The sequence below is a fragment of the Paucihalobacter ruber genome (assembly GCF_006494535.1).
In the GTDB taxonomy this organism is placed as follows: domain Bacteria; phylum Bacteroidota; class Bacteroidia; order Flavobacteriales; family Flavobacteriaceae; genus Paucihalobacter; species Paucihalobacter ruber.
On the sequence record NZ_VHIQ01000004.1, the window covers coordinates 254,160 to 276,897 of the forward strand.

Annotated in this window: 11 protein-coding genes; all 11 read left to right on the forward strand. The window is 37.2% G+C overall.

Annotated features, from left to right (window positions below):
• The first annotated feature begins 314 nt into the window (after nucleotides 1–314).
• The 11 genes from FJ651_RS09815 (at nucleotide 315) to FJ651_RS09865 (ending at nucleotide 22,723) form a co-directional block, all read left to right on the forward strand.
• A complete protein-coding gene (locus FJ651_RS09815) occupies nucleotides 315–1,658 on the forward strand; it encodes a dihydroorotase (protein ID WP_140990340.1) in 1,344 nt (447 codons plus the stop codon).
• Nucleotide 1,659: 1 nt separating this feature from the next.
• Nucleotides 1,660–2,496, forward strand: a complete 837-nt coding sequence (locus FJ651_RS09820) for a DUF6671 family protein (protein ID WP_140990341.1) — start codon at nucleotides 1,660–1,662, stop codon at nucleotides 2,494–2,496.
• 44 nt (nucleotides 2,497–2,540) lie between these two features.
• Complete coding sequence (locus tag FJ651_RS09825) at nucleotides 2,541–5,249, forward strand: phosphoenolpyruvate carboxylase (protein WP_140990342.1); 2,709 nt, start codon at nucleotides 2,541–2,543, stop codon at nucleotides 5,247–5,249.
• 200 nt (nucleotides 5,250–5,449) lie between these two features.
• Nucleotides 5,450–8,254, forward strand: a complete 2,805-nt coding sequence (locus tag FJ651_RS09830; protein WP_140990343.1) for a helix-turn-helix and ligand-binding sensor domain-containing protein — start codon at nucleotides 5,450–5,452, stop codon at nucleotides 8,252–8,254.
• A gap of 233 nt (nucleotides 8,255–8,487) precedes the next feature.
• A complete protein-coding gene (locus tag FJ651_RS09835) occupies nucleotides 8,488–11,544 on the forward strand; it encodes a SusC/RagA family TonB-linked outer membrane protein (protein WP_216746118.1) in 3,057 nt (1,018 codons plus the stop codon).
• Nucleotides 11,545–11,554: 10 nt separating this feature from the next.
• The gene (locus FJ651_RS09840; protein ID WP_216746119.1) at nucleotides 11,555–13,021 is read left to right on the forward strand and encodes a RagB/SusD family nutrient uptake outer membrane protein; all 1,467 of its coding nucleotides are present in this window, start codon (nucleotides 11,555–11,557) and stop codon (nucleotides 13,019–13,021) included.
• Between the two features lie 12 nt (nucleotides 13,022–13,033).
• Nucleotides 13,034–15,127, forward strand: coding sequence for a PKD domain-containing protein (locus FJ651_RS09845; protein WP_216746120.1), 2,094 nt, complete (start codon nucleotides 13,034–13,036; stop codon nucleotides 15,125–15,127).
• An 11-nt stretch (nucleotides 15,128–15,138) separates the two neighbouring features.
• Nucleotides 15,139–16,782 (forward strand): family 16 glycosylhydrolase, encoded by a 1,644-nt coding sequence (locus FJ651_RS09850; protein ID WP_140990346.1) that lies wholly within the window; start codon nucleotides 15,139–15,141, stop codon nucleotides 16,780–16,782.
• Nucleotides 16,783–17,253: 471 nt separating this feature from the next.
• Nucleotides 17,254–20,418 (forward strand): glycoside hydrolase family 2 TIM barrel-domain containing protein, encoded by a 3,165-nt coding sequence (locus FJ651_RS09855; protein WP_140990347.1) that lies wholly within the window; start codon nucleotides 17,254–17,256, stop codon nucleotides 20,416–20,418.
• Between the two features lie 13 nt (nucleotides 20,419–20,431).
• Entirely contained in the window at nucleotides 20,432–21,847 is a 1,416-nt protein-coding gene (locus tag FJ651_RS09860; RefSeq protein WP_140990348.1) for an Ig-like domain-containing protein, read from the forward strand.
• Nucleotides 21,848–21,904: 57 nt separating this feature from the next.
• Complete coding sequence (locus tag FJ651_RS09865) at nucleotides 21,905–22,723, forward strand: glycoside hydrolase family 16 protein (protein ID WP_246085345.1); 819 nt, start codon at nucleotides 21,905–21,907, stop codon at nucleotides 22,721–22,723.
• Nucleotides 22,724–22,738: the final 15 nt, after the last annotated feature.

Genomic DNA, 22,738 nt, shown 5'->3' on the forward strand with positions numbered 1-22,738 from the left:
TCATCTAATAAAAGCCTGCAGAGTAAGTTCTGCAGGCTTTTATTTTAAAATTTTGATACTATACATCTATTGGTAAAACTCAGTTATTTTCAATACTTAATGATGATACATGTCTGAAAATAGCAATTCCAAAGTAGAAGTTAATAAAAAAAGCGTGAGATTTAAAAAGTTATAATCATTGCTTAACCTTAAATTGGATGATGAGTATTAACTTTGAATTTCAGAAATGAATTTTGATAGGCTTGTATTCCAAATTTTGATGCATTTATAATATTAATCATCAAAAATTCAATATAACAGAATGATAAATAGCTATGCAAAGAACTATTTTAAAGAACATAAGTATTGTAAACGAAGGTCAAATTTTAATTGCAGATATACTGCTTGACAATGGATATATTCAAAAAATAGGCGACATTGAAAATGAGAATAGCGCAAAGGTTATTGATGGTACAGGTCTGCATGTACTTCCTGGTATAATCGATGGCCAGGTACACTTTCGGGATCCGGGATTAACTCATAAAGCAGATTTATACACCGAAAGTAAAGCGGCCGTTGCAGGCGGAGTGACCTCCTTTATAGATATGCCCAATACCTTGCCCAACGTTTTAACCATAGACGCCTTAAACGAAAAATACGAGATTGCTGGTCAAAAATCCCTTGCCAATTACGGATTTTTTTTGGGAGTTAACAACGACAATTTAGATGAGGTAATTAAACTGGATACCACAAATTTATTAGGTGTTTCAGACGATGGACTCTATTTCACTAAAAAAGGAAACCTGTTGGCTGATAATCCGGAAACAATGGAAAAACTTTTTGCCAATTGTAAATCTGTAATCGCCATCCATTCTGAAAAAGAACAAATTGTAGAAGCCAACGAAGCGTTATATAGAAATAAATATGGAGAAAATGTTCCGGTTTCCTGTCATCCGTTAATTAGAAGTGAAAAAGCTTGCTATGAAGCTACCAAACGAGCCATTGAGCTGGCAAACAAGCATAAGGCCAGATTGCATATTTTGCACTTAACAACGGAGGCCGAGACACATTTGTTTAGGAATGATATTCCTTTATCACAAAAAAAAATTACAACCGAAGTGTCTGTGCATCATTTATGGTTTTCAGATAAAGACTATGAAAATTTGGGCGTACTCATTAAATGGAACCCTGCCATAAAAACGGAAAAGGACAAAAAAGGTCTTTTACAAGCGCTCATAGACGATAGAATTGATTTGGTGACTACAGACCACGCACCGCATACTTTGGAAGAAAAGCAAAAACCCTATTTTGAGTCAATGTCGGGTGCTCCTATGGTGCAACATTCTTTAAACATTATGTTGGAATTTTATAAACAAGGTCTCATTTCGCTCGAAAAAATTGCAGAAAAAATGTGCCACAACCCTGCCATACTTTACAGTATAGAAAAGAGAGGTTTTATTAAAGAAGGCTATTTTGCCGATTTAGTTATTGTTGATTTAAATCAGAGCTGGACTGTACACAAAGACAATATTTTGTACAAATGTGGGTGGTCGCCAATTGAAGGTACCAATTTCCAAACTAAAGTTACGCATACATTTGTAAATGGTAACCTTGTTTACGAAAATGGCAATTTTAATGAAAGCCACCGAGGTATGGCTCTAACAACTTTTAAGCCATAACATGTTTCAAAACAGAAGACTTATAGTTGCCACAAAACACGATAAAGAAAAGGTCATTGCACCTTTGCTTGAAAAAGAATTGGGCGTTATTTGTTTTACCGATCCAAGTTTTGATACTGATACGCTGGGAACATTTTCTGGAGAAGTTGAAAGACAAAACGACCCCCTTACTACTGCCAGAGAAAAGTGTTTACTCGCGATGCAAAAAAACAATTGCGATTTAGGCGTGGCAAGCGAAGGGTCTTTTGGTGCGCATCCGTCTGTGTTTTTTGCCAGTGCCGATGATGAATTTTTAATATTTATCGATAAAAAAAATAATTTGGAAATCATTGCCAGAGAACTCAGTTTATCAACAAATTTCAATGGAAAAGAAATTTTTTCAGAAAAAGAATTATTAGAATTTGCCAACGAAGCCGGATTTCCTTCGCATGCCTTAATTTTAAGAAAATCGAACCATGATAAATTAGACATCTTTAAAGGAATAACAGAAACAACGCTACTCATCAAAATCTATAATGATTTATCGGCTAAATACAGCAAATTATTTGTAGAAACAGATATGCGTGCCATGTTTAATCCAACCAGAATGGCAGTAATAGAAAAGACGACAGAAAAATTACTGGAAAAAATAAAATCTGTTTGTCCAAATTGCGAAATGCCCGGTTTTGATATTAAAGAGGCTAAGAAAGGCTTACCCTGTAGTTTATGCGGTTTACCTACAAAGGCTACATTGAGTTATAGGTACGTTTGTCAACATTGTGCATTTTCAGAAGAAGTAAAATATCCATTCAATAAAACAACCGAGGATCCTACTTATTGTGACTTTTGTAATCCTTGAAAAATAATTAAATTAAGAACATAATAAATCAATAGATAAAGTTTATGAGCGCAACAAAAAATCCATTTCAGAAAATAACAACCAACAGACATTTCATCATTAATTGTTATGTAGAAATGCTGTCTAGAATTAAAGAAGACGATGTTATTCAACTAATTAATAGCGATTCTAAAGATATTTCAAACCCAAAGTATTCTGAAATGTCTATTGAAAAAGTAATACAGTCTTTAAGTATTTACTTTCAGTTAATGACCTTGGTTGAAGAAAATGCGGCAATGCAATACAGAAGAACTATGGAAAACCAGGCGCATGTGGCCGATATTCGCGGTTCATGGGCTGAAGCATTTAAGCTGTGGAAAGATCAGGGTGTTGACGAAGCTGAAATGTTGAAAACCATTTCAAAGGCTACTGTTATTCCCGTATTAACAGCACATCCTACAGAAGCCAAAAGGGTAACAGTTATTGAAATTCATCGAGAACTGTATTTGCTCTTGTCGCAAAGAGAAAATAAGTCGCTCAGTAAACTGGAACAAAACGATATTAAGGAAAAAATTATTAATCTTTTGGAAAGATGGTGGAGAACCGGCGAAATATATCTTGAGAAGCCCGATATTAGAGACGAACGGGCCAATGTGGTGTATTATTTAAGTAAGGTGTTTCCAACAGTTCTGGAAAAAAGCGATCAACAACTTAAAGAGTCGTGGATAGAATTGGGATTAAACCCAAACAACATTAAAAACCCGGATGATTTTCCTAAAATTAAATTTGGTAGTTGGGTTGGTGGCGACCGCGACGGTCACCCATTCGTTACACCTGAGGTTACTAAAGAAACTTTACTAATTCACAGAAAACAGGCACTTTTACTTGTTAAGGAGCAACTAATGACGCTGGTCAGAAAATTATCTGTTTCGGCCATTAGTAATCCTGTGCCATTTGCATTAACCAAAGCCATTAACGAAAAACTACAAGCTTTGGGAGAATTGGGCGAAAAAGCAGTGCAACGAAATCCGTATGAACCATGGAGACAATTTGTAAGTTTAATGCTGTTGCAATTAGAGCATACCATCTCTGATAACAATGCAGATGCGAAAGTACATTACAGATCGAGTCAATACCTGGCAGCAGATCTTAAATTATTAAGATCAGTGCTGATTGATAATGGACTAAAAGGTATTTCTGAAGATTTATTGTTTCCTGTTGAAAGAGCCGTAAGCTGTTTTGGTTTTCACCTGGCAAAATTAGACATTAGACAAAACAGTGCTTTCCACGACAAAGCCATTTCTCAAATTTTAAAAGCCAACGGCGAAAAAGACTTCGATTTTCAAAACTGGAACGAAGATAAGCGGGTTAATTACTTAAATAACATACTTGAAAGTCATGCGCTTATTACAGATATCACCGTGTCTTATGGAGAAGAAGCCGATAATGTACTGGATTGTTACAGGGTTGTTCGCAGCCATATTAATCATTACGGTGCTGATGGTATCGGCTCTTTTATTGTGAGTATGACGCGTAATTTAAGCGATTTGTTGGTAGTGTATTTCTTAATGCGTGAAACACAGTTATTAAATACCAATATTAAGGTGGTACCATTGTTGGAAACCATACAAGATTTGCATAATGGCCCGATAATTTTAGAAAAATTCCTTGGACATTTTATTACTAAACAAAGGTCTGCTTTGGTGTCAAACAAACAAGAAGTAATGCTGGGGTACAGCGACAGTAATAAGGATGGCGGTACTATTGCCAGCAAGTGGAATTTATATAAAGCAGAAAAAGAACTATTTGAAATCGGCAATAAAAACAATACTGATATCTACTTTTTCCACGGTGCAGGAGGTACCATTAGTAGAGGTGGTGGCAAATACCATCGTTTTTTAGAGAGTATGCCTTTAAACACTGTAAATAATGCCATTAAAATTACAGTTCAAGGTGAAACCATTGCCCAGTTGTTTGGTAATCCGCTTACGGCTACCTATAACTTAAATGCCCTTACTTCTGGTGTGGCAAAACATGCTATTAACAGTCAGGTAATGGCAAGTAAAGTAAATTACCCCTTAGAGACAATGGAGTTTTTGGCTCAAAAATCATTTGAGCATTACAGAGCGCTGATTGAAACACCCGGCTTTATCAATTTTTACGGTAAAGCCACCTGTATTGATGTATTGGAAAAAAGTAAAATTGGTTCCAGACCGGCCAGAAGAACGGGAACCAGAACACTCAGCGATTTAAGAGCCATACCATGGGTGTTTAGCTGGAATCTCTCCAGAATATCATTAACCGGATGGTACGGTTTGGGTGCAGCCTTAAAGGCCTTAAAAGCAGAAAGACCTGAAGCCTTTAACGAACTAAAAAAGGCCATTAATCAATGGACTTTCTTTAAGTTTTTAATGATTCAAACCGAAACTAATCTAATTCTTTCCAATGTTGAAATGATGAAGCTGTACGCTCAATTAGACGACAGCTCAGAAGAGCGAGATTTGTTCATGGATAAAATTTTAACCGATTATAAAAACGGTTTTGAAATGATTGAGACCCTTTTTGAGGCATCGGCGTCATTAAGAAGAGAAGGGCAGTACGACAATTTAAAATGGAGAGATAGCAAACTCAAAACGCTTCATAAAGTTCACATATCTTATCTGAAAATTTGGCGTAATATGCCTGACGATAACAGCCGGGAGAAAGAAAAAATACTCACTAAACTACTGAGTATTATTAATTCACTTTCCAGTGGATTGAAAAATACAGGGTAATCGTCTAATTATTGATGTAGTGTTTAAATCGCATTATTTTTAGAATTGTTGTAACAACTGCATATATTCAATTTTTTCAATTTGTTTTGTATTTCGGCTATTTAGATTATCTTTAATTTTATTTGTATAGTTTATTGTTATTTAATATATACCATACAAATTGTTTTTTTTAATAAATAATCTTGAAATAAATTTTGGGTATGAGATTATATAAACCTGCAGCGCTATTGATTTTTTTGTTGGTACAATTTGTTTTTTCACAAGAATTACCACCCATACAAACCTTTACTCCGCAAGATTACAATGCCGAAGATCAAAACTGGTCAATCTCTCAGGCCAACAATGGTAATATCTATGTTGCAAATAATAGAGGGCTACTGGAATATAACGGCGCCAATTGGAATATTTATGAAACTCCCAATAAATCTATAGTAAGATCGGTAAAAGTTCATGATGATAAAATTTACACGGGATTTTATATGGACTTTGGCTATTACACCAAAGATGATTTAGGCCAATTAATTTACCATTCTTTAACTGATGAATTTAAAATACAAGTTCTTGAAGATGAAGAGTTCTGGAACATTTTTATTTTCGATAATTTAGTTGTTTTTCAATCCTTAGACAGAATTTATGTTTGTAACACTCACGACAAAAGTTTCGTTACTGTTGGTTCGGATGTGCGCATATCGAGAATGTTTAAGGTAAATGACGATGTTTATTTCCAGCAGTTAAACCGTGGTTTATTTAAAGTGGTAAACGGTGAGGCTATTTTGGTTACTAAGGATGCTATTATTTATAATCACATTATTACCAATGTTTTTCAACATAACAGCGGCTTATTAATACACACAAAGGAAAACGGTTTTTATACATTTAAAGACAACTTGTTTACTGTTTGGAATAGCGACTTATCTGGTTTTCTTCAAAATAACAGCGTGTACAGCAGCGTTAAATTAAGCAACGAGACTTATATTTTAGGCACTGTTTCTAACGGTCTCACACATCTCAATAACGACGGTAAGTTAAATTTCACTGTAAATCAAACAAATGGTTTAGCCAACAATACTGTCTTATCTTTATTCGAGGATAAAGAAGGAAATATTTGGGTTGGACTTGATAATGGTATTAACGTGATTAATATCAATTCTCCTTTTAAAGAATATATTGATAATCTTGGGGTTTTAGGAACTGTATATACGTCAGTAGTTTACCAAGAGAATTTATTTCTTGGAACCAATCAGGGCTTGTTTTACAAACCTATGGCAACACCAGGCAATTTTAAAGTCATTGAAGGTACCAATGGACAGGTTTGGAATCTGCAAGTTATAGACAACCAATTATTTTGTAGCCATGATAAAGGTACCTTCATAATTGAAAATTTAAAAGCAAAAAATATATTTAGTACCGAGGGCACTTGGAAAATAGCCGAAATTCCCGGTCGAAATGATTTGTTAGTTCAAGGAAACTACGACGGCTTGCATTTACTCAAAAAAAATACTGATTTAAGTTGGGAGTACCATCACAAATTGAGCGGCTTCAATATTTCTTCCCGTTATTTCGAATTTTTAACCAATACAACCATGCTTGTTAGTCATGAGTATAAAGGTGTTTATACCCTTACGCTCAATGATGAAATTTCTAAAGTAGAGAAATACACCAATAACGATATTGCCAATGGTATTAAATCTAGTTTAGCAACTTTTAACAACAACTGTTTATACGCTTACAATGAAGGTGTTTTTAAGATCGACAGAAATGATTTAACTTTTTCAAAGGATAGTATTTTAAGTAGTTTTTACAAAAACAATGGCTTTTTATCGGGAAAACTTAAAACAGACCTTTCAAATAATAGGCTGTGGATGTTTGCAGAAAATTCTATTGGATTTGTGCAATCGGCCGGACTGACCAATCAGATGAAATTAACTGAAATTTCATTACCGACAGATGTCAGGAAAACAAAACCCGGATTTGAAAATATCTTACACCTTTCAAATCAAAATTATTTAATAGGAACAACAAAGGGTTATATTGTATTGGATTTAAGTAAAATAGAGAGCGCTACTTATGATATTGTCATTAATCAAGTCATAAATTATCAGCTTAATGAACCCGAATATTTTCTAACAATCAATACAGATACTATTTTACCCGTTCAAAGTAATAACTTAAGATTTTCTTATAGTACACCTAATTACAATAAATTTTTGCCAACTAAATACAGTTACAAGCTAGATGGCTTTAATCAATATTGGAGCCAATGGAGTGACGATTCAGGAGTATTATTCGAAAACCTACCTCATGGGAGTTATAAATTTAAAGTAAAATCGAAGGTAGGTAATAATATTTCTTCAAATATTGCCGAGTTTGATTTTGTTATAAAAAAACCATGGCAGCTTTCTACCATGGCATTGTTAATTTATTTTACTTGTCTTGTTCTTCTTACTTTATTGATTCACAATTTGTACACATCCTATTATAAAAAACAAAGAAATAATTTAATAAAGCAGAAAGAAATTGAATTGGAGATTAAAGATTTAGAGAATCAAAAACAACTCATGCAGTTTAAAAACAAGACATTACAGCAAGACGTTGAAATAAAAAACAAGGAACTTGGCATTTCCACTATGAACTTAATTAAGAAGAACGAACTGCTTGGAGAAATTAAAAAAGAAATTACCGACGCAAAAAAACTTGAAGATTTAAAACGTGTTTTACGTCTTATCAATAAAAACATCAACAATACAGACGATTGGAAAGCATTTGAAGAGGCCTTTAATAATGCAGATAAAGATTTTCTTAAAAAAGTTAAGGCGTTACATCCTAATTTAACCTCAAACGACTTGAAAATATGTGCCTACTTGAGGCTAAACCTAACTTCAAAAGAGATTGCCCCTCTGTTGAATATTTCAACTAAGAGTGTTGAAGTTAAACGATATCGATTGCGAAAAAAGATGAATTTAGATAGAGACGTTAACTTAACAAACTATATTCTGGATTTATAACAACACTACGTATGTTAAAAATAACTTAACATTAACCATACAAAGGCTGGTTTTTTTCAAATTACATCGTTGTAGTTGGGTAAAGCACATTTTGGCTAACCACTTATTTTTATTGGTTTTATTGTGAATTTCGTAAAATATTAGCCACTATTTTAGATTGTATGTTTTTTGTATAGATATAATTTGCCAGAAGTTTATTGATTTATGTTAAATTTAACAAAACGTTAATTCAAATGAACATAAAACAATCAACCTTGCTTTTTTTAATGTTGCTGGGCACATTTATTTTAGGTGCGCAGAACATTAAAGTATCAGGTGTAGTAGTTGACGCCGAATTTGGTAGTCCCTTACCTGGTGTAAATTTATTAATTAAAGGTACATCTCTTGGAGCCAGCTCAGATTTTGATGGTAACTTCACCATAAATGATGTACCGCTTAATTCTGTTTTAGTGGTTTCATACATAGGCTATCGCACTGTAGAAATTACTATTATCAATGATGAACCGCTTAACATTGTTATGCAGGAAGACGCTCAGTCTCTTGATGAAGTTGTTGTGGTGGGTTATGGTACTCAAAAGAAACGAGACGTTACCGGTGCGGTCTCTATTGTAAATTCACAAACCATCGATGATTTAAAACCGGTTAAAGTTGAACAGGCTTTACAAGGTACCGTTGCCGGTGTGAATGTAACAACCCAATCGGGAGCTCCAGGCGCCGGATTAGACATTCGTATTAGAGGTGTTGGTACAAACGGGCAAAGTGGCCCGACTGTTATTATAGACGGATATGTAGGGGATATTAACGTCATCAACCCAAACGACATCGAATCTATTACAGTCTTGAAAGATGCTCAAGCGGCTATCTACGGTACGATTGGTGCAAACGGTATTGTTTTAATCACTACCAAATCAGGTAAATTAGGCCAAAAAACCAAAGTAGCTTTCAATAGCTGGGTGGGTTATCAAGAGGCCAGCAGAAAAATACCGCTGTTAAACGCTACCGAGTATGGGGTATTACTGAATGAAACCTATGCCAACGGCGGACAAGCCATTCCTTTTCCAAACATAAATACCTTAGGCGTTGGTACTAATTGGCAAAATGCAGTGCTCGAAAATAATGTGCCGTTAATTAACCATGATTTTAGTGTTTCGGGCGGTTCTGAAAAAATAACATATGCATTTAGCGGATCACACGTATATCAACAAGGTATTGTGGCTCCTAAAAAAACAGATTTTAGAAGAAATACGGCGCGTTTAGCACTTGGCGCCCAATTATCTGACAAGATTAAGGTATCGACCAACGTCATCTACACCTATTTAGACAGAGACTCGGTTAACGACTTTGGCTTAGGGTCTGTATTATTTAACGGTTTAAATGCACCGCCAACTTTGTCGCCTTTTCAACCAAATGGCGATTTTAGTTTGGTGCCAAACACTCCCGGATTGGGAATTGAAATTATCAACCCATTAGCTCAAATCTTCAATACTTACAACGACTTTGATTTAAGAAAACTTAATGGTACCGTTCAGGTGGATTATGACATGTTCAATAATTTTACTTTAACATCCAGAGTTGGTTTTAATACCACAAATCAAGAAGGTAAACAATTTTTCCCTATCATTAATTACGGGGGTAAAGTATTCGATACACAACGCAGTAGCGTCAATCAAAACAAACAAAACTTCAACGATTACTCCTTAGATATTTTTGGTACATATACCAACACATTCGCTGAAAATCACAACGTGACTTTAACAGGTGGTACAACTGTTTTTAAAGAATGGGGTACCGGCTTGTTCGCTACCGGTTTTGATGTCCCTAATAATTCATGGGATTTTGCAGATATTTCTTTGGCAGTCGGCACCAGTGGTGAGGGCGTAAGAGACGTAGGTTCTTTTGCTTTTGACGAAAGACGTTTATCATTTTTCGGAAGATTACAATACGACTTTAAAGGTAAATATTTGTTTTCAGCCATGATTCGTCGTGATTCTTCAACCAAATTCGGTCCAGGTAATCAAGTGGGTATCTTTCCATCGGTTACCGGTGGTTGGGTGATATCAGACGAAGCATTTTTTGGAGATGGTGGCACGGTGAACTTCATGAAATTTAGAGCCAGTTATGGTCTTCTTGGTAATGACCAAATTCCTGCTAACGGATTTATTGGTTTGCTAAATGGCGAAGGGGAATATGTATTGGACGGCAATGTAGTTAACGGTATTGCTACCGGTCAACTTCCAAATCCAAATCTTAAATGGGAAGAGGCAGAAAAATTCAACGTAGGTATGGATTTGAGTATGCTAAAAAACAGAATAGAAATTACTACAGATTATTTCATTAATAATAGGAGAGACCTTCTAATTCCAAATATTCCGGTTTCCGGTATTCTTGGAGTTGCTGCTCCGGGCGCGGCTTCACCTACAGTCAACGCTGGATCTGTTAGAAATACAGGTTTTGAGTTTGCTATTAACTATAAAGAATACATTGGTGAAGATTTTAATTTTGGTATTAACTATAACATCACAACTTTAACAAATAAAGTTACCGAAGTTAATAATGGTACCGGTTTTATTGAAGGTGGTGCTTTTGGAGTTGGACAACCTGCGCCTTCTAGAATGGAAGTAGGTTTACCTCTAGGTTATTTCTACGGATATAAAACCGATGGTATTTTCCAAAATGCAGCAGAAGTGGCTGCGCATCCATCACAAACAGCATTGGGTGCCGCTGCGCAACCGGGTGATTTAAGATTTGTAGATATTAATGGCGATGGCGTGATAGATGAAAACGACCGCACTAATTTAGGTAATCCAATCCCTGATATCACTATGGGTCTTAATTTTAATTTTAATTATAAAAATATCGACTTTGTAATGTACACCTTCGCTTCCATCGGAAACGATATGGTTAGAAACTACGAACGTGCACTTACTGATGTTAATCGCCAAAGCTACTGGTTAGACCGATGGAGAGGCGAAGGTACAAGCAACAGCGTACCAAGATTAACCACAGCAGCTACCTCAAATTTTGTGTTTTCAGATTTCTTTGTTGAAGATGCTTCTTACGTGAGAATACAAAATGTACAGGTTGGTTATAGTTTACCACAAACAGCCATAGAAAAAATGGGCTTTACAAAAGTGAGAATTTATGTAGGTGCAAACAACCTTTACACCTTTACAAAATATCGTGGATTTGACCCCGGAGCATCATCCGGTGCACCAATTGGTGGTGGTATAGACTTTGGTTTTTATCCAATACCCCGTACCTATTTAATGGGTGTAAATCTTAACTTTTAAAAATTACATTATGAAAATGAACAACATAAAAATTAGTTTAATAGTCATTGTTTTGTTCCTGTCATCGGCGTGTTCAGATGATTTTATCGAATCTAGAGAGCCGGTTTATTCTATAGATTCAGAGAACTTTTTTAATAGTGAAACTGACTATTTCCGCGCTTTGGTTGCGGCCTATGATTTATTACAAGCATCTTACATTAACGTAATGCTTGGTGAAATAGCATCAGATAACACATTGGCCGGAGGCGAAAGCCCAACCGATGTTATTGGAATTCAACAGGTTGATGATATGATTCATACGCCTATTAATGCCAATTTAAGAGATGTTTGGAACTGGATGTTCGCCGGAGTTAACCGTGCCAACTACATTCTTGAATTTAAAGATAAAACAGATTTCGAAGGAAAAGAGGTTATCATCGCGGAGGCAAGATTTCTTAGAGCGTACTACAATTTTGAGTTAGTTAAATGGTTTGGTCCAATTCCGCTTAAAATTGATCAACGTTTTCAAATTGGAGACGAAACAACTATTCCTCGTTCATCTGTTGAAGAAGTTTATGCTTTAATAGAAGAAGACTTACAGTTTGCTGTTAATAATTTATCCTACACCGCGCCAAATGTTGGTAGAGCCACTAAAGGCTCTGCACAAGCGCTATTGGGTAAAGCCTACCTTTATCAAGATAAGTTTCCGCAGGCCGCAAGTGTTTTGGGTGACTTAATCACTAGTGGTCCATACGCCTTACTAGAAGATTATGATGATATCTTCGAATTAGTTGGTGAAAACGGTTCAGAATCTGTTTTTGAAGTACAATATACAGATCAACAAGGTGCCGGATTTGGATGTTTACAGTGTAGTGAAGGTAACGTGGCTGTTGGGTTTAACGGTATTAGAAATTATAACGGTCCGTTGTTTGATTCAGGTTTTAGTTTTAACGTGCCAACTCAGGAAACTTACGATGCTTTTGAAGATGGTGACATTAGAAGAGACATCGCTATATTAAACATCGATGCATGGGCAGCTGAAACAGGTGCTACTTTCGGAATTGGTAATGAACATACCGGATTCTTCAATAGAAAATATATTGCCAGAAAAGGCGATTTGAATTTAGGTGATCAAAACTTAACAAACCCTAATAACTATAGAGCTATACGTTATGCTGACGTTCTTTTAATGGCAGCCGAAGCCTACAACCGCAGTGGTCTTGACGATGCAAGAGCCAGAGGTTATTTAAATCAGGTTAGGTCAAGAGCCGGTTTAGATGATGTGACTGTTTCAGGAAATGCATTAACCGATGTCATATTGCGCGAGCGTCGTGTTGAGTTGGTTGGCGAAGGACACAGATTCTTCGACTTAGTAAGAACCAATCAGGCCGCTAATCGAATTGATGGTTTTATATCAGGCAAGCATGAACTTTTTCCCGTTCCATTTGAAGAAATTCAATTCTCTAATGGCAACTGGCAACAAAACCCAGGATATTAAAAAAAAATGAATATGAAAATTGTGAATTCAACTTTTAAATTAATGCTTGCGTTTCTGCTTATTATAAGCTGTACGCAAGATGACGATAATTTAGATTTCGTCAATAACATTGCCGCACCCAGTGAGGTGTCGGCCAGTGTTAGGATAACCCAAGACAATACGGGCTTGGTAACCATTACGCCATTAGCCAAAGGTGTTGCCTCTTTTAAAGTAGACTTTGGAGATGGTTCAGATCCTGCCGATAACATTTTACCCGGTAATAATGTAATTCATACCTACGCCGAGGGCGTTTATGAAGCCGCAATTACGGCGAGAGGTATTAATGGATTGGCTACTACCGTTGCTCAGCAAATTGTGGTGTCTTTTATTCCACCTTCTAATGTTGAAGTATCTATTGAAAACGACCCTGCTATTTCTAAAAAGGTTAATGTTAATGTGAGCGCAGATTTCGCCATGTTCTACGAAGTAGATTTTGGAGAAGTTGAGGGAGCTGAGCCTTTATCTGCTAACATTGGTGAAGGTATTTCTTATACCTATGCAGAAGCGGGAACCTATACAATTTCAATTGAAGTGATGGGAGGCGCAGCCGAAACTGTTACAATAACCGAAGAATTTGAAGTTACTTCTATAGAAGCACCTTTAGCTTCTGCACCAACTCCACCTTTTAGAGCAAGTGGTGATGTAATTTCAATTTTTACCTCAGTTTATGAAAATGTACCTGATTTTAACCCATTTCCAGACTGGGGTCAAGGCGGTTGCTGTGGTAGTAGCTGGAATATGTTTGAATTAAACGGAGACGAAATACTACAATATACCAATTTGAGTTATCAAGGAAATCAATTTGGCTCTCCTGTTGATGTATCCCAAATGGAATTCATTCATTTAGATATTTGGACTGCCGATGTTTTAGAAGCTATTGAAGTTTCTTTGATTAGCGTTTCTAATGGTGAAAGACCTGTGACCGTGCAATTAAATCCAAACAGTTGGACAAGTATCAATATTCCAATTTCAGAATTCACAGATCAGGACGGTTTCACTGTTAACGATATCCATCAATTAAAATATGTAGGCACACCTTTTGCGGGTGGAGGCACTGCCTTTATTGATAATATTTATTTCTATCGCGCAGCTACTACACCAAACACCCTGGCAGGTGATTGGAAAATGGCTCCGGAGGCTGGTTCTCTCGGCGTTGGTCCTGCACCCGGAAATATAGAATGGTTTAGCTGTAATGCCGGTTGTGTTGAAGACAGAGCTTGCTATTTCGATGATATATACAGATTTGGAACTGATGGTTCTTTTACAAATATTTTAGGTGCCGAATCTTGGATAGAAGGTTGGCAAGGCGGTAGCGATTCTTGTGGTGCACCTGTAGCGCCGCACGATGGCTCAAATCCTGCTACCTATATATACGATTCAGCGGCAGGAACTGTTACACTTAACGGCGTTGGAGCCTATATTGGTTTGGCTAAGGCTAACAATCAAGGTGAATTACCAAACGTAGCAGTACCAAGTGCCATAACCTATAATGTTGAGTTCTTAGACGCTGCTACAATTTCTGTAGTCATTGAATCCGGTGCTGGTGTATTCTGGCAATACAAATTAGTACGCGATGGCGACCCACCATCATCGCCACTTGCAGGTAACTGGGTCATGGCACCTGAAGCCGGTTCATTAGGAGTTGGTCCTGCCCCCGGTAATATCGAATGGTTTAGTTGTAATGCCGGTTGCGTTACAGAAAGAGCCTGTTACTTTGATGATGTGTATCAATTTGGTGCCGACGGCTCATTTACTAATATTTTAGGTGACGAGTCTTGGATTGAACCTTGGCAAGGTGGTTCTGATTCTTGCGGTGCCCCTGTGGCTCCGCATGATGGTTCCAACCCTGCTACCTATGTTTATGACGAAGCCTCTGGAACCATAACTCTCAATGGGGTTGGTGCCTACATTGGATTACCTAAGGCTAACAACCAAGGAGAGCTACCAAATGTAGCGGTACCTAATGCTGTTACCTATAATGTGGAATTTTTAGATGCTACTACAATATCTGTTATTATAGAGTCTGGTGATGGCGTCTTCTGGCAATATAGACTTATTAAAATCTAATATTTATAATTATGATAAAAATCAAAAATATACTCATATTTGTTTTGGCAACCGGCATAGCATTCCTGGGCTGTCAAGATGAAGACTACAGCATTGGTGATATTATAGCACCTTCCAACATCGTTATTACTACGGAGGTAGTTGGGGTTGATGCTGAAAATCCTTTTGGAGATGGTAGTGGTTTTGTTAATTTTAAAGCAACCGCCGATGATGTCATCAGTTTTAAGTTTAGCTATGGCGACGGCATTACTCAAATTGTTCCAACAGGCGAAGTTTCTAAACGCTATACTGCTGTAGGTATTAATACCTTTGATGTTGTAGTTACCGCCATTGGTGCCGGTGGTTTGTCAACTACGGCAACTACTCAGGTTGAAGTTTTTAGTTCCTTCGATGATCCTGAGGCTAAACGATTGCTTACCGGTGGTGAAGGCTCTTCTAAAACCTGGTATTGGGCAGCGGCTGAACCTGCACACTTAGGTGTAGGTGGCACAGTGGCTATAGCTCCAGATTCCTATTGGTTCCCTGCTTTTTATCAGGCGGCACCATTTGAAAAAGCACAAACAGATCCTTGTTTTTACGATGATGAATTGGTATTCTCTATGGATGCCGATGGGCAGGTAACCTATGTGTACAACAACCAAGGAGCAACATTCTTTAATGTAGCTAACCAAGATATTGTTGGTGGTTCGGTTGGTCAAGACAGATGTTTTGATTTTGATACATCAGGAACCAGTCTTGTGTCCTTCTTCCCATCTGATCAAAATTTACCTGAAGCAGAAACTACCGGTACTGTTATGAATTTTTCTGATAATAATTTCATGGGCTATTATGTAGGAACATCGGATTACGAAATACTTGAATTATCCGATAATTTTTTAAGAGTTAGAACGCTTGACGTTGGAAACCCTGTATTGGCATGGTACCACATTTTTACAACTTCACCACCCGATGCCGGTTTCGATACCATCTATAACGATTTGGTCTTTGAAGACAACTTCGATACTGCCGGTGCACCAAATCCTGCTGTTTGGACTTACGATTTAGGTAACGGAGTAAACGGTTGGGGTAATAATGAAGTTCAAAACTATACCAACAATTCAGAGAATGTGAGAGTAGAAGATGGCTTATTAAAAATTACAGCTTTAAGAAATGGTAGTAACTTTACATCTGCCCGTATTAAATCTGAAGGTCTTTACGAATTTACCTATGGTAGAGTAGAAGTAAGAGCTAAATTACCCGAAGGTGGTGGCACATGGCCTGCAATCTGGTTGCTTGGTGCAGATTATCAAACCAATACCTGGCCTGCCTGTGGTGAAATTGATATTATGGAACATGTAGGTAATAATCCTAATACTGTGTTAGGCACCTTACATTATCCAGGTGTTTCCCCAGGTGCTGGTAATTCGGCATCAACTTTTGTACCGAATGCTACTACTGAGTTCCATAATTATATTGTAGAATGGAGACCTGATGGTATTTTCTTTTTGGTAGATGATACTGTTTACCATAGCTTTGTTAATGACGCTTCAACACCGTTTAATTCAGACTTCTTCTTTATATTGAATATTGCAATGGGAGGAAGTTTAGGAGGCGATATTGATCCTGCATTTACATCAGGAACTATGGAAATCGATTATGTAAGATTGTATCAGTAATAAATCAAAGTAATAATGTTATTATGATAAACAAGGAGATTTGTTTTTGAGACGAATCTCCTTTGTTTTTGCGTAAAACTTTAAAAATAAAAACCTATTTATAGACTGTTAGCTAGTATTTTTTGCCGAACGTTCTTGATAATTATAATCTTTTGAAACTATCAACCATACAATTGTTAAAAAAACAACAACATTACCTATACATTACCTTAAAAGCACATCAATATTTGAGGAATGTGATAGAAATTAAGTAAAATCCTAAATTTATAAATTATTAATATACATTTAATTATATTGATAAATTGTTAATTTTTACACTTTAATATTACGATGTATGATTTTTGTTTAGGTATTATCTTACATATTTCTTAATTATTTATTAACTTTCCAATTATGAAAAGTTAAATAATTCACTATTACAATTTTACTTTTTTATAGTGTTTCAAATTGAATCAACAAAATCAAAATTAAATGAAAAAACTTTTTTTAAAACTGAGCGTACTGCTAATAACATTTGCAGGCTTCTCACAATCTAATAAGGTCACCGTTAAAAGTGACCAGGATGGTTTTAGGTTGATGGTAGATAACAAACCATTTATGGTAAATGGTATGAACTGGGACTATATACCTATAGGAACTAATACCGTAGACGCTGCGTTTTGGGAAAAGTCAGACGATATTATTAAGGCCGGGCTTGATCATGAAATGTCTTTACTCAAAAACATGAATGTTAACGTCATCAGACAATACACCGGTGTTCCTGCAAGATGGATTAAATATATTTATGAGAATTACGGGATCTATACCATGCTTAACCATTCCTTTGGTAGATACGGACTAACGCTTAATGGTGTTTGGACGCCGGTCACCATTTATGATGATAAAGTAACTGTTGATCATTTGATGTCTGAAATTACGCAACTAGCAGAAGAATATAAAAATACTCCCGGTTTGTTATTGTACCTTTTAGGTAACGAAAACAACTATGGATTGTTCTGGCAGGGCGCAGAAACCGAAGATTTCCCTGACGATGAGCAAGAAAAACAATTTATTGGTGAGAGTAGAGGCAGGCCTATGTACAAATTAATGAATGAAGCCGCAAAGGTGATGAAATCGATCGATTCTTCTCATCCGGTTGCTATTTGTAATGGTGACGTTTTGTTTATTGATATTATTGCCGAAGAATGTAAAGATGTCGATATTTTTGGTACCAATACCTATCGAGGAAAATCTTTTACTGATATGTTCGATGTAGTAAAAACCAAACTGAACATGCCTTTACTATTTACTGAGTTTGGTTCAGATGCTTTTAACGCTAAAGAAAATAGAGAAGATCAAAAAGCTCAGGCTTACTACAACTTAGAAAACTGGAGAGAAATTTATTTACATGCAGCTGGTTTAGGACAAACAGGTATTTCAATAGGTGGTTTTACGTTTCAGTTTAGTGATGGCTGGTGGAAATATGGATTTGATGATAGAGAAAATGCCGACAGACACGACACCAACGCCTCTTGGGCTAATGGTGGCTATAGCTTTGATTTTGTTGAAGGACAAAACAATATGAACGAAGAGTGGTTTGGTATCTGTGCCAAAGGCCCAACCAATGAAAGGGGTCTTTATGAATTGTATCCAAGAGCAGCGTATTACGCACTCAAAGAAGCACATCAATTAAATCCATACGAGGAAGGTGTCACAGGAAAATTTGTCGACGATTACTTTAGCAGCATCAATATAATGGATGCTGTTTTAAGAGCCAGAGGCGATAAGGCTGCTCTAGGTGGCAGCGAAACTCAAAAACTTAGGTTAAGTCAGCTTCAAGCCAAGTTTACTTCATTTACCACAGGTGGCTCCTTGTTAACAACACCTCAAAATGCAGATCCAAACGCGAATGAATTTCCAAATCAAACAGGATTTGATCATATGCAGTCCTATTTTATAGGCGTTGAAGCCAACCCTGCCGGAAATGTGAGGGCTGAAGTTGTTTTTAACGTCATAGGAAATGTGGCTCAAAACCCAATTGATGAAATCTTCTACGAAAACAGAGGTCGTGTGATTACCCTAGATACAGACCGCGGCGAAGTAACGCTTTCAGACATTAACAGAGTAAATGTTTACCAAGCCGAATTCGAATGGAATGCCAAAGATTTTGATTTGCGAGGTTTCTATCGTACCGGTCATTACCATTGGCAATATGAAGGTGATTTCTTCGGACTATATCCGGAAGCCAATTACGGGCCAAACTTAGATATTTACGGTGGTGAAATCCTCGGTGCCGAGTTAGATGGTAAAGGCGTGTTTGAAGGTTTAAAAGCTGCCTTTGGTCCACAATTATGGTGGGGCGCTAACCCTGGTATGTTATTTAAATACCAGCGTGATTTTGGTCATTATAAAGTAGCCGGTATTTACCACAGAGATGTATTAACCGAGTTGAGATTTGATGAAAATGGTCGACGAGTTTTAGATCCCAATCAAGTACGAAGTGGTATCATTCCACCATGGCCAACAGAAAGAGCAACCATAGCCGTTGAAAGAGACTTTGGAAAAGTAGGCCTAACCCTTGGCGGTATTTGGGGCGGAAATCCATTAAACGGAAGTACTTATCAAGATATTAAAGACGGTGTTGTTTTTGACGATAAGGTTAAGAGCAAAGACAATTGGGGTGGTAAGGCTAAAATCACTTACGAAGGTGGTAGATTTAACTGGTACGCCCAAGGAGCTATTATGGGTATTGTGGCTAATGGCGGTGCCGATGCAACACAAACCTTTACCGGATGGAGACTTAAAGATACCGGTAGTGGTAACCAGTCTAATTTTTTAACGGGTTTTACCTATTCAACAGGAAATTTTCAAATAGCCCCGAACTTTTTATGGCAACGTCCTTTGGTCGATCCAATGCCAAATGGTGTAGAAGCACCGGGAAGATTAAGAAACTTTATTGACGACCCTTTTGCAGTAAGATGGAACAGAGAAACCACCGCGGGTGAGTTACTCTTAACCTTCGATCCAACTCCCGGTACCTGGATGTACAGCTGGGATAACGACAGAGCAGAAGATGCCAAGTTCGCTATGAACTTAGGATTTGTTTACAGACACCTGCCAACCTCTATGGATTCCCATATTGGTTTCTTGGCAACTCGTGAATTTTTTGCCTTCCCTAATGCAGTTCCTGCCGAAGATTTATGGGAAATTCACTCTAGAATGGTTTCCAAATTATCGCCAGACCTAGGCTTAATTGGTAATTTCTACTACGGTAACGGTCAGGCTAACGGCGATAGCGACAGAGTTATTAAAAGATTTGGTGGCGACATCAGAGCCATCTACAAAAAGATGATGCTGCAAACGCATATCAAAGTAAACGATTGGGGACCATTTGATTACCACAGAGATTTTAACTTAACCTTCCCACTACAATTAATGTTAGATATCTCTACGTCTTTTGGAAAACCGGATTGGTTTATTTTACCTAACACAACCATTGGTTTAAGAGGCACCTGGCGTTCATTAAACGAATTCTCACCAAGATATGCGCCACTAGCCGCGCCGGAATTTGGTGTTCCACCATTGAGCCCGGTTGGGTTCCCGAATGGATCAGAATGGGAAATAAGAACTTATGTTCATATCAACGTTGGAAAATAAAAAAATGCTAAATATGAAAAATACAAAAACAAACAAGCTCAACATAGCACTGTGGTTATCTTTAGTGCTTGTACTAAACTTAGGCTGCGAGAGAGAACTAAGTGACGATGCTACGGTGGCGACCTTTGCGCAAACCGGTGAAATTTTTACTGATAATTTCGTGGCAATGGGATCTAATTTTTACTTCCCGTTTGCAGATTCTAAACTGGATGCCTTCTCAGTAGACACTCGTGAAGGCTTCGAAAGTAATGCGTCTTACCGTGTGGATGTGCCTAATGACACCGATCCAACCGGCAATTACGCCGGTGCTATTTTAAGAGTGGATGGAGCGGGAAGAGACTTATCAGGATTTAATGTCCTTACCTTTTATGCCAAGGCTTCACGTGGTGTTAGTGTTGATGCCATCGGTTTTGGACAAGATTTCTTTGAAAACAAACATCAAGTTACCGCCAACAATGTGAGCGTTGGCACCAATTGGCAAAAATATTACATACCAATTCCAGACCCTTCTTTATTAGTGAACGAGAGAGGTGTATTCTGGTATGCTGCCGGCACGCAAGCTACAGGCGGATCGGGATATGTGTTGTGGTTTGACGAAATCAAATTCGAAAAACTTGGCACTATTGGACAACCAAGACCAGGAATTGCAAATGGAGATGATATCACCATAGATTCTTTTATTGGAGTAACTGCCGCAGTTACAGGATTAATTCATACGGTTAGTTTACCCACCGGCATCGATGGTACTGTTGCTCCGGCTATAAGTTATTTCCAGTTTAGTTCCTCAAATCCAAGCGTTGCAACTGTTGATAATACCGGGATTATATCGGTTTTGGCCGCTGGAACAGCCAAAATTACTGCAACATTGGGCGGTGTACAAGCCAATGGTTCTGTAACAATTAATTCTCTAGGAGATTTTGTATTAGCACCAACACCATCCCGAGATCCAAGTAACGTTATTTCAATTTTTAGTGATCATTACAATAATCGGCCTGTTGACTTTTTCAATGGTTTCTGGCAACCATTTCAAACAACCGAATCAGCAGATTTTGTAGTAAATGGAGATAACATTTTAAATTATACCAACTTTAATTTTGTTGGTAATAGATTTGGAAATCCACCAGTCAACGCTACTAATTTTTCAAACCTGCATTTAAACATGTACATTCCCGGGCAGGTGCCTGCAAACTTAGATTTTTTAATTTCTATTGTTAACTTCGGGCCTGATGGTGTTGAAGGTGGCGGAGATGATACGCGCCAACAAGTATTTTTTAATGCGTCAGATTTCGTGGCTAATACTTGGGCAACACTCGAAATTCCTATTACACTACCACAAAGGTCTAACATAGGTCTCATCATTTATGAAAATGTCAATGCTTCTACATTAAGAAACTTTTATTTAGATAACATTTATTTTTACATCGAGTAGAAGATATAATCCATAACAAAGAAAATTATGTTAAAACAAACTATAAATACCCTAATAATGAAAAGGAGCATAATGATTTGCTTGGTTTTCTTTTCGCTAACTGCTTTTTTAAGTTGCGATCTCGATGAGACACAAACAGTAACCACATTTAATAATTTGGTGGCCGAAGATAACTTCGACGTAGATGGTGCACCTGATCCAAATATTTGGAGTTTTGAAATAGGCGACGGAACAGCTCAGGGAATACCCGGCTGGGGCAATAATGAACTTCAGTTTTATACAGACAGAACTGAAAACGTAAAAGTTGAAAACGGGTTTTTACTAATTACCGCCAAACAAGAGTTATTTAACGGAGCAGGATATACTTCTGCAAGATTGATTACTAAGGGTAAGCTTGAAACCCAATACGGCCGTGTTGAAGCGCGTATGCGTTTACCATTTGGTCAAGGCATGTGGCCTGCTTTCTGGATGTTGGGAGATGATAACAATGGCACAGAAATCTGGCCAAATATTGGTGAGATTGATATCATGGAAAACCGAGGTCAAGAACCTACCAAAATTATTGGTAGTGTCCATGGCCCGGGCTACTCTGGTGGAAACGCAGTCTCAAAGGAATACAATCTGGAAAACGACCGATTTGATACTAATTTCCATGTGTTTGGAATAGAATGGGGTCCAAATTACATTAACTATTATGTGGACGATGTACTTTACAACCAAATTACCCCTAAAGACGTACCGGGTGAATGGGTGTTTGATCGTCCATTTTATATCATTATCAACCTTGCCGTTGGTGGTAGTTTTGTTGGAAGTCCGAATAACCAAACAGTGTTTCCGCAAACTATGTTGGTTGATTATGTTCGTATTTACAACTAATGCAAGTCTTTAATT

Coding starts and splice junctions, on each gene's coding strand:
- FJ651_RS09840 (WP_216746119.1), top strand. CDS start 11,555: ATGAAAATGAACAACATAAAAATTAGTTTAATAGTCATTGTTTTGTTC.
- FJ651_RS09825 (WP_140990342.1), top strand. CDS start 2,541: ATGAGCGCAACAAAAAATCCATTTCAGAAAATAACAACCAACAGACAT.
- FJ651_RS09860 (WP_140990348.1), top strand. CDS start 20,432: ATGAAAAATACAAAAACAAACAAGCTCAACATAGCACTGTGGTTATCT.
- FJ651_RS09835 (WP_216746118.1), top strand. CDS start 8,488: ATGAACATAAAACAATCAACCTTGCTTTTTTTAATGTTGCTGGGCACA.
- FJ651_RS09855 (WP_140990347.1), top strand. CDS start 17,254: ATGAAAAAACTTTTTTTAAAACTGAGCGTACTGCTAATAACATTTGCA.
- FJ651_RS09845 (WP_216746120.1), top strand. CDS start 13,034: ATGAAAATTGTGAATTCAACTTTTAAATTAATGCTTGCGTTTCTGCTT.
- FJ651_RS09820 (WP_140990341.1), top strand. CDS start 1,660: ATGTTTCAAAACAGAAGACTTATAGTTGCCACAAAACACGATAAAGAA.
- FJ651_RS09850 (WP_140990346.1), top strand. CDS start 15,139: ATGATAAAAATCAAAAATATACTCATATTTGTTTTGGCAACCGGCATA.
- FJ651_RS09865 (WP_246085345.1), top strand. CDS start 21,905: ATGAAAAGGAGCATAATGATTTGCTTGGTTTTCTTTTCGCTAACTGCT.
- FJ651_RS09830 (WP_140990343.1), top strand. CDS start 5,450: ATGAGATTATATAAACCTGCAGCGCTATTGATTTTTTTGTTGGTACAA.
- FJ651_RS09815 (WP_140990340.1), top strand. CDS start 315: ATGCAAAGAACTATTTTAAAGAACATAAGTATTGTAAACGAAGGTCAA.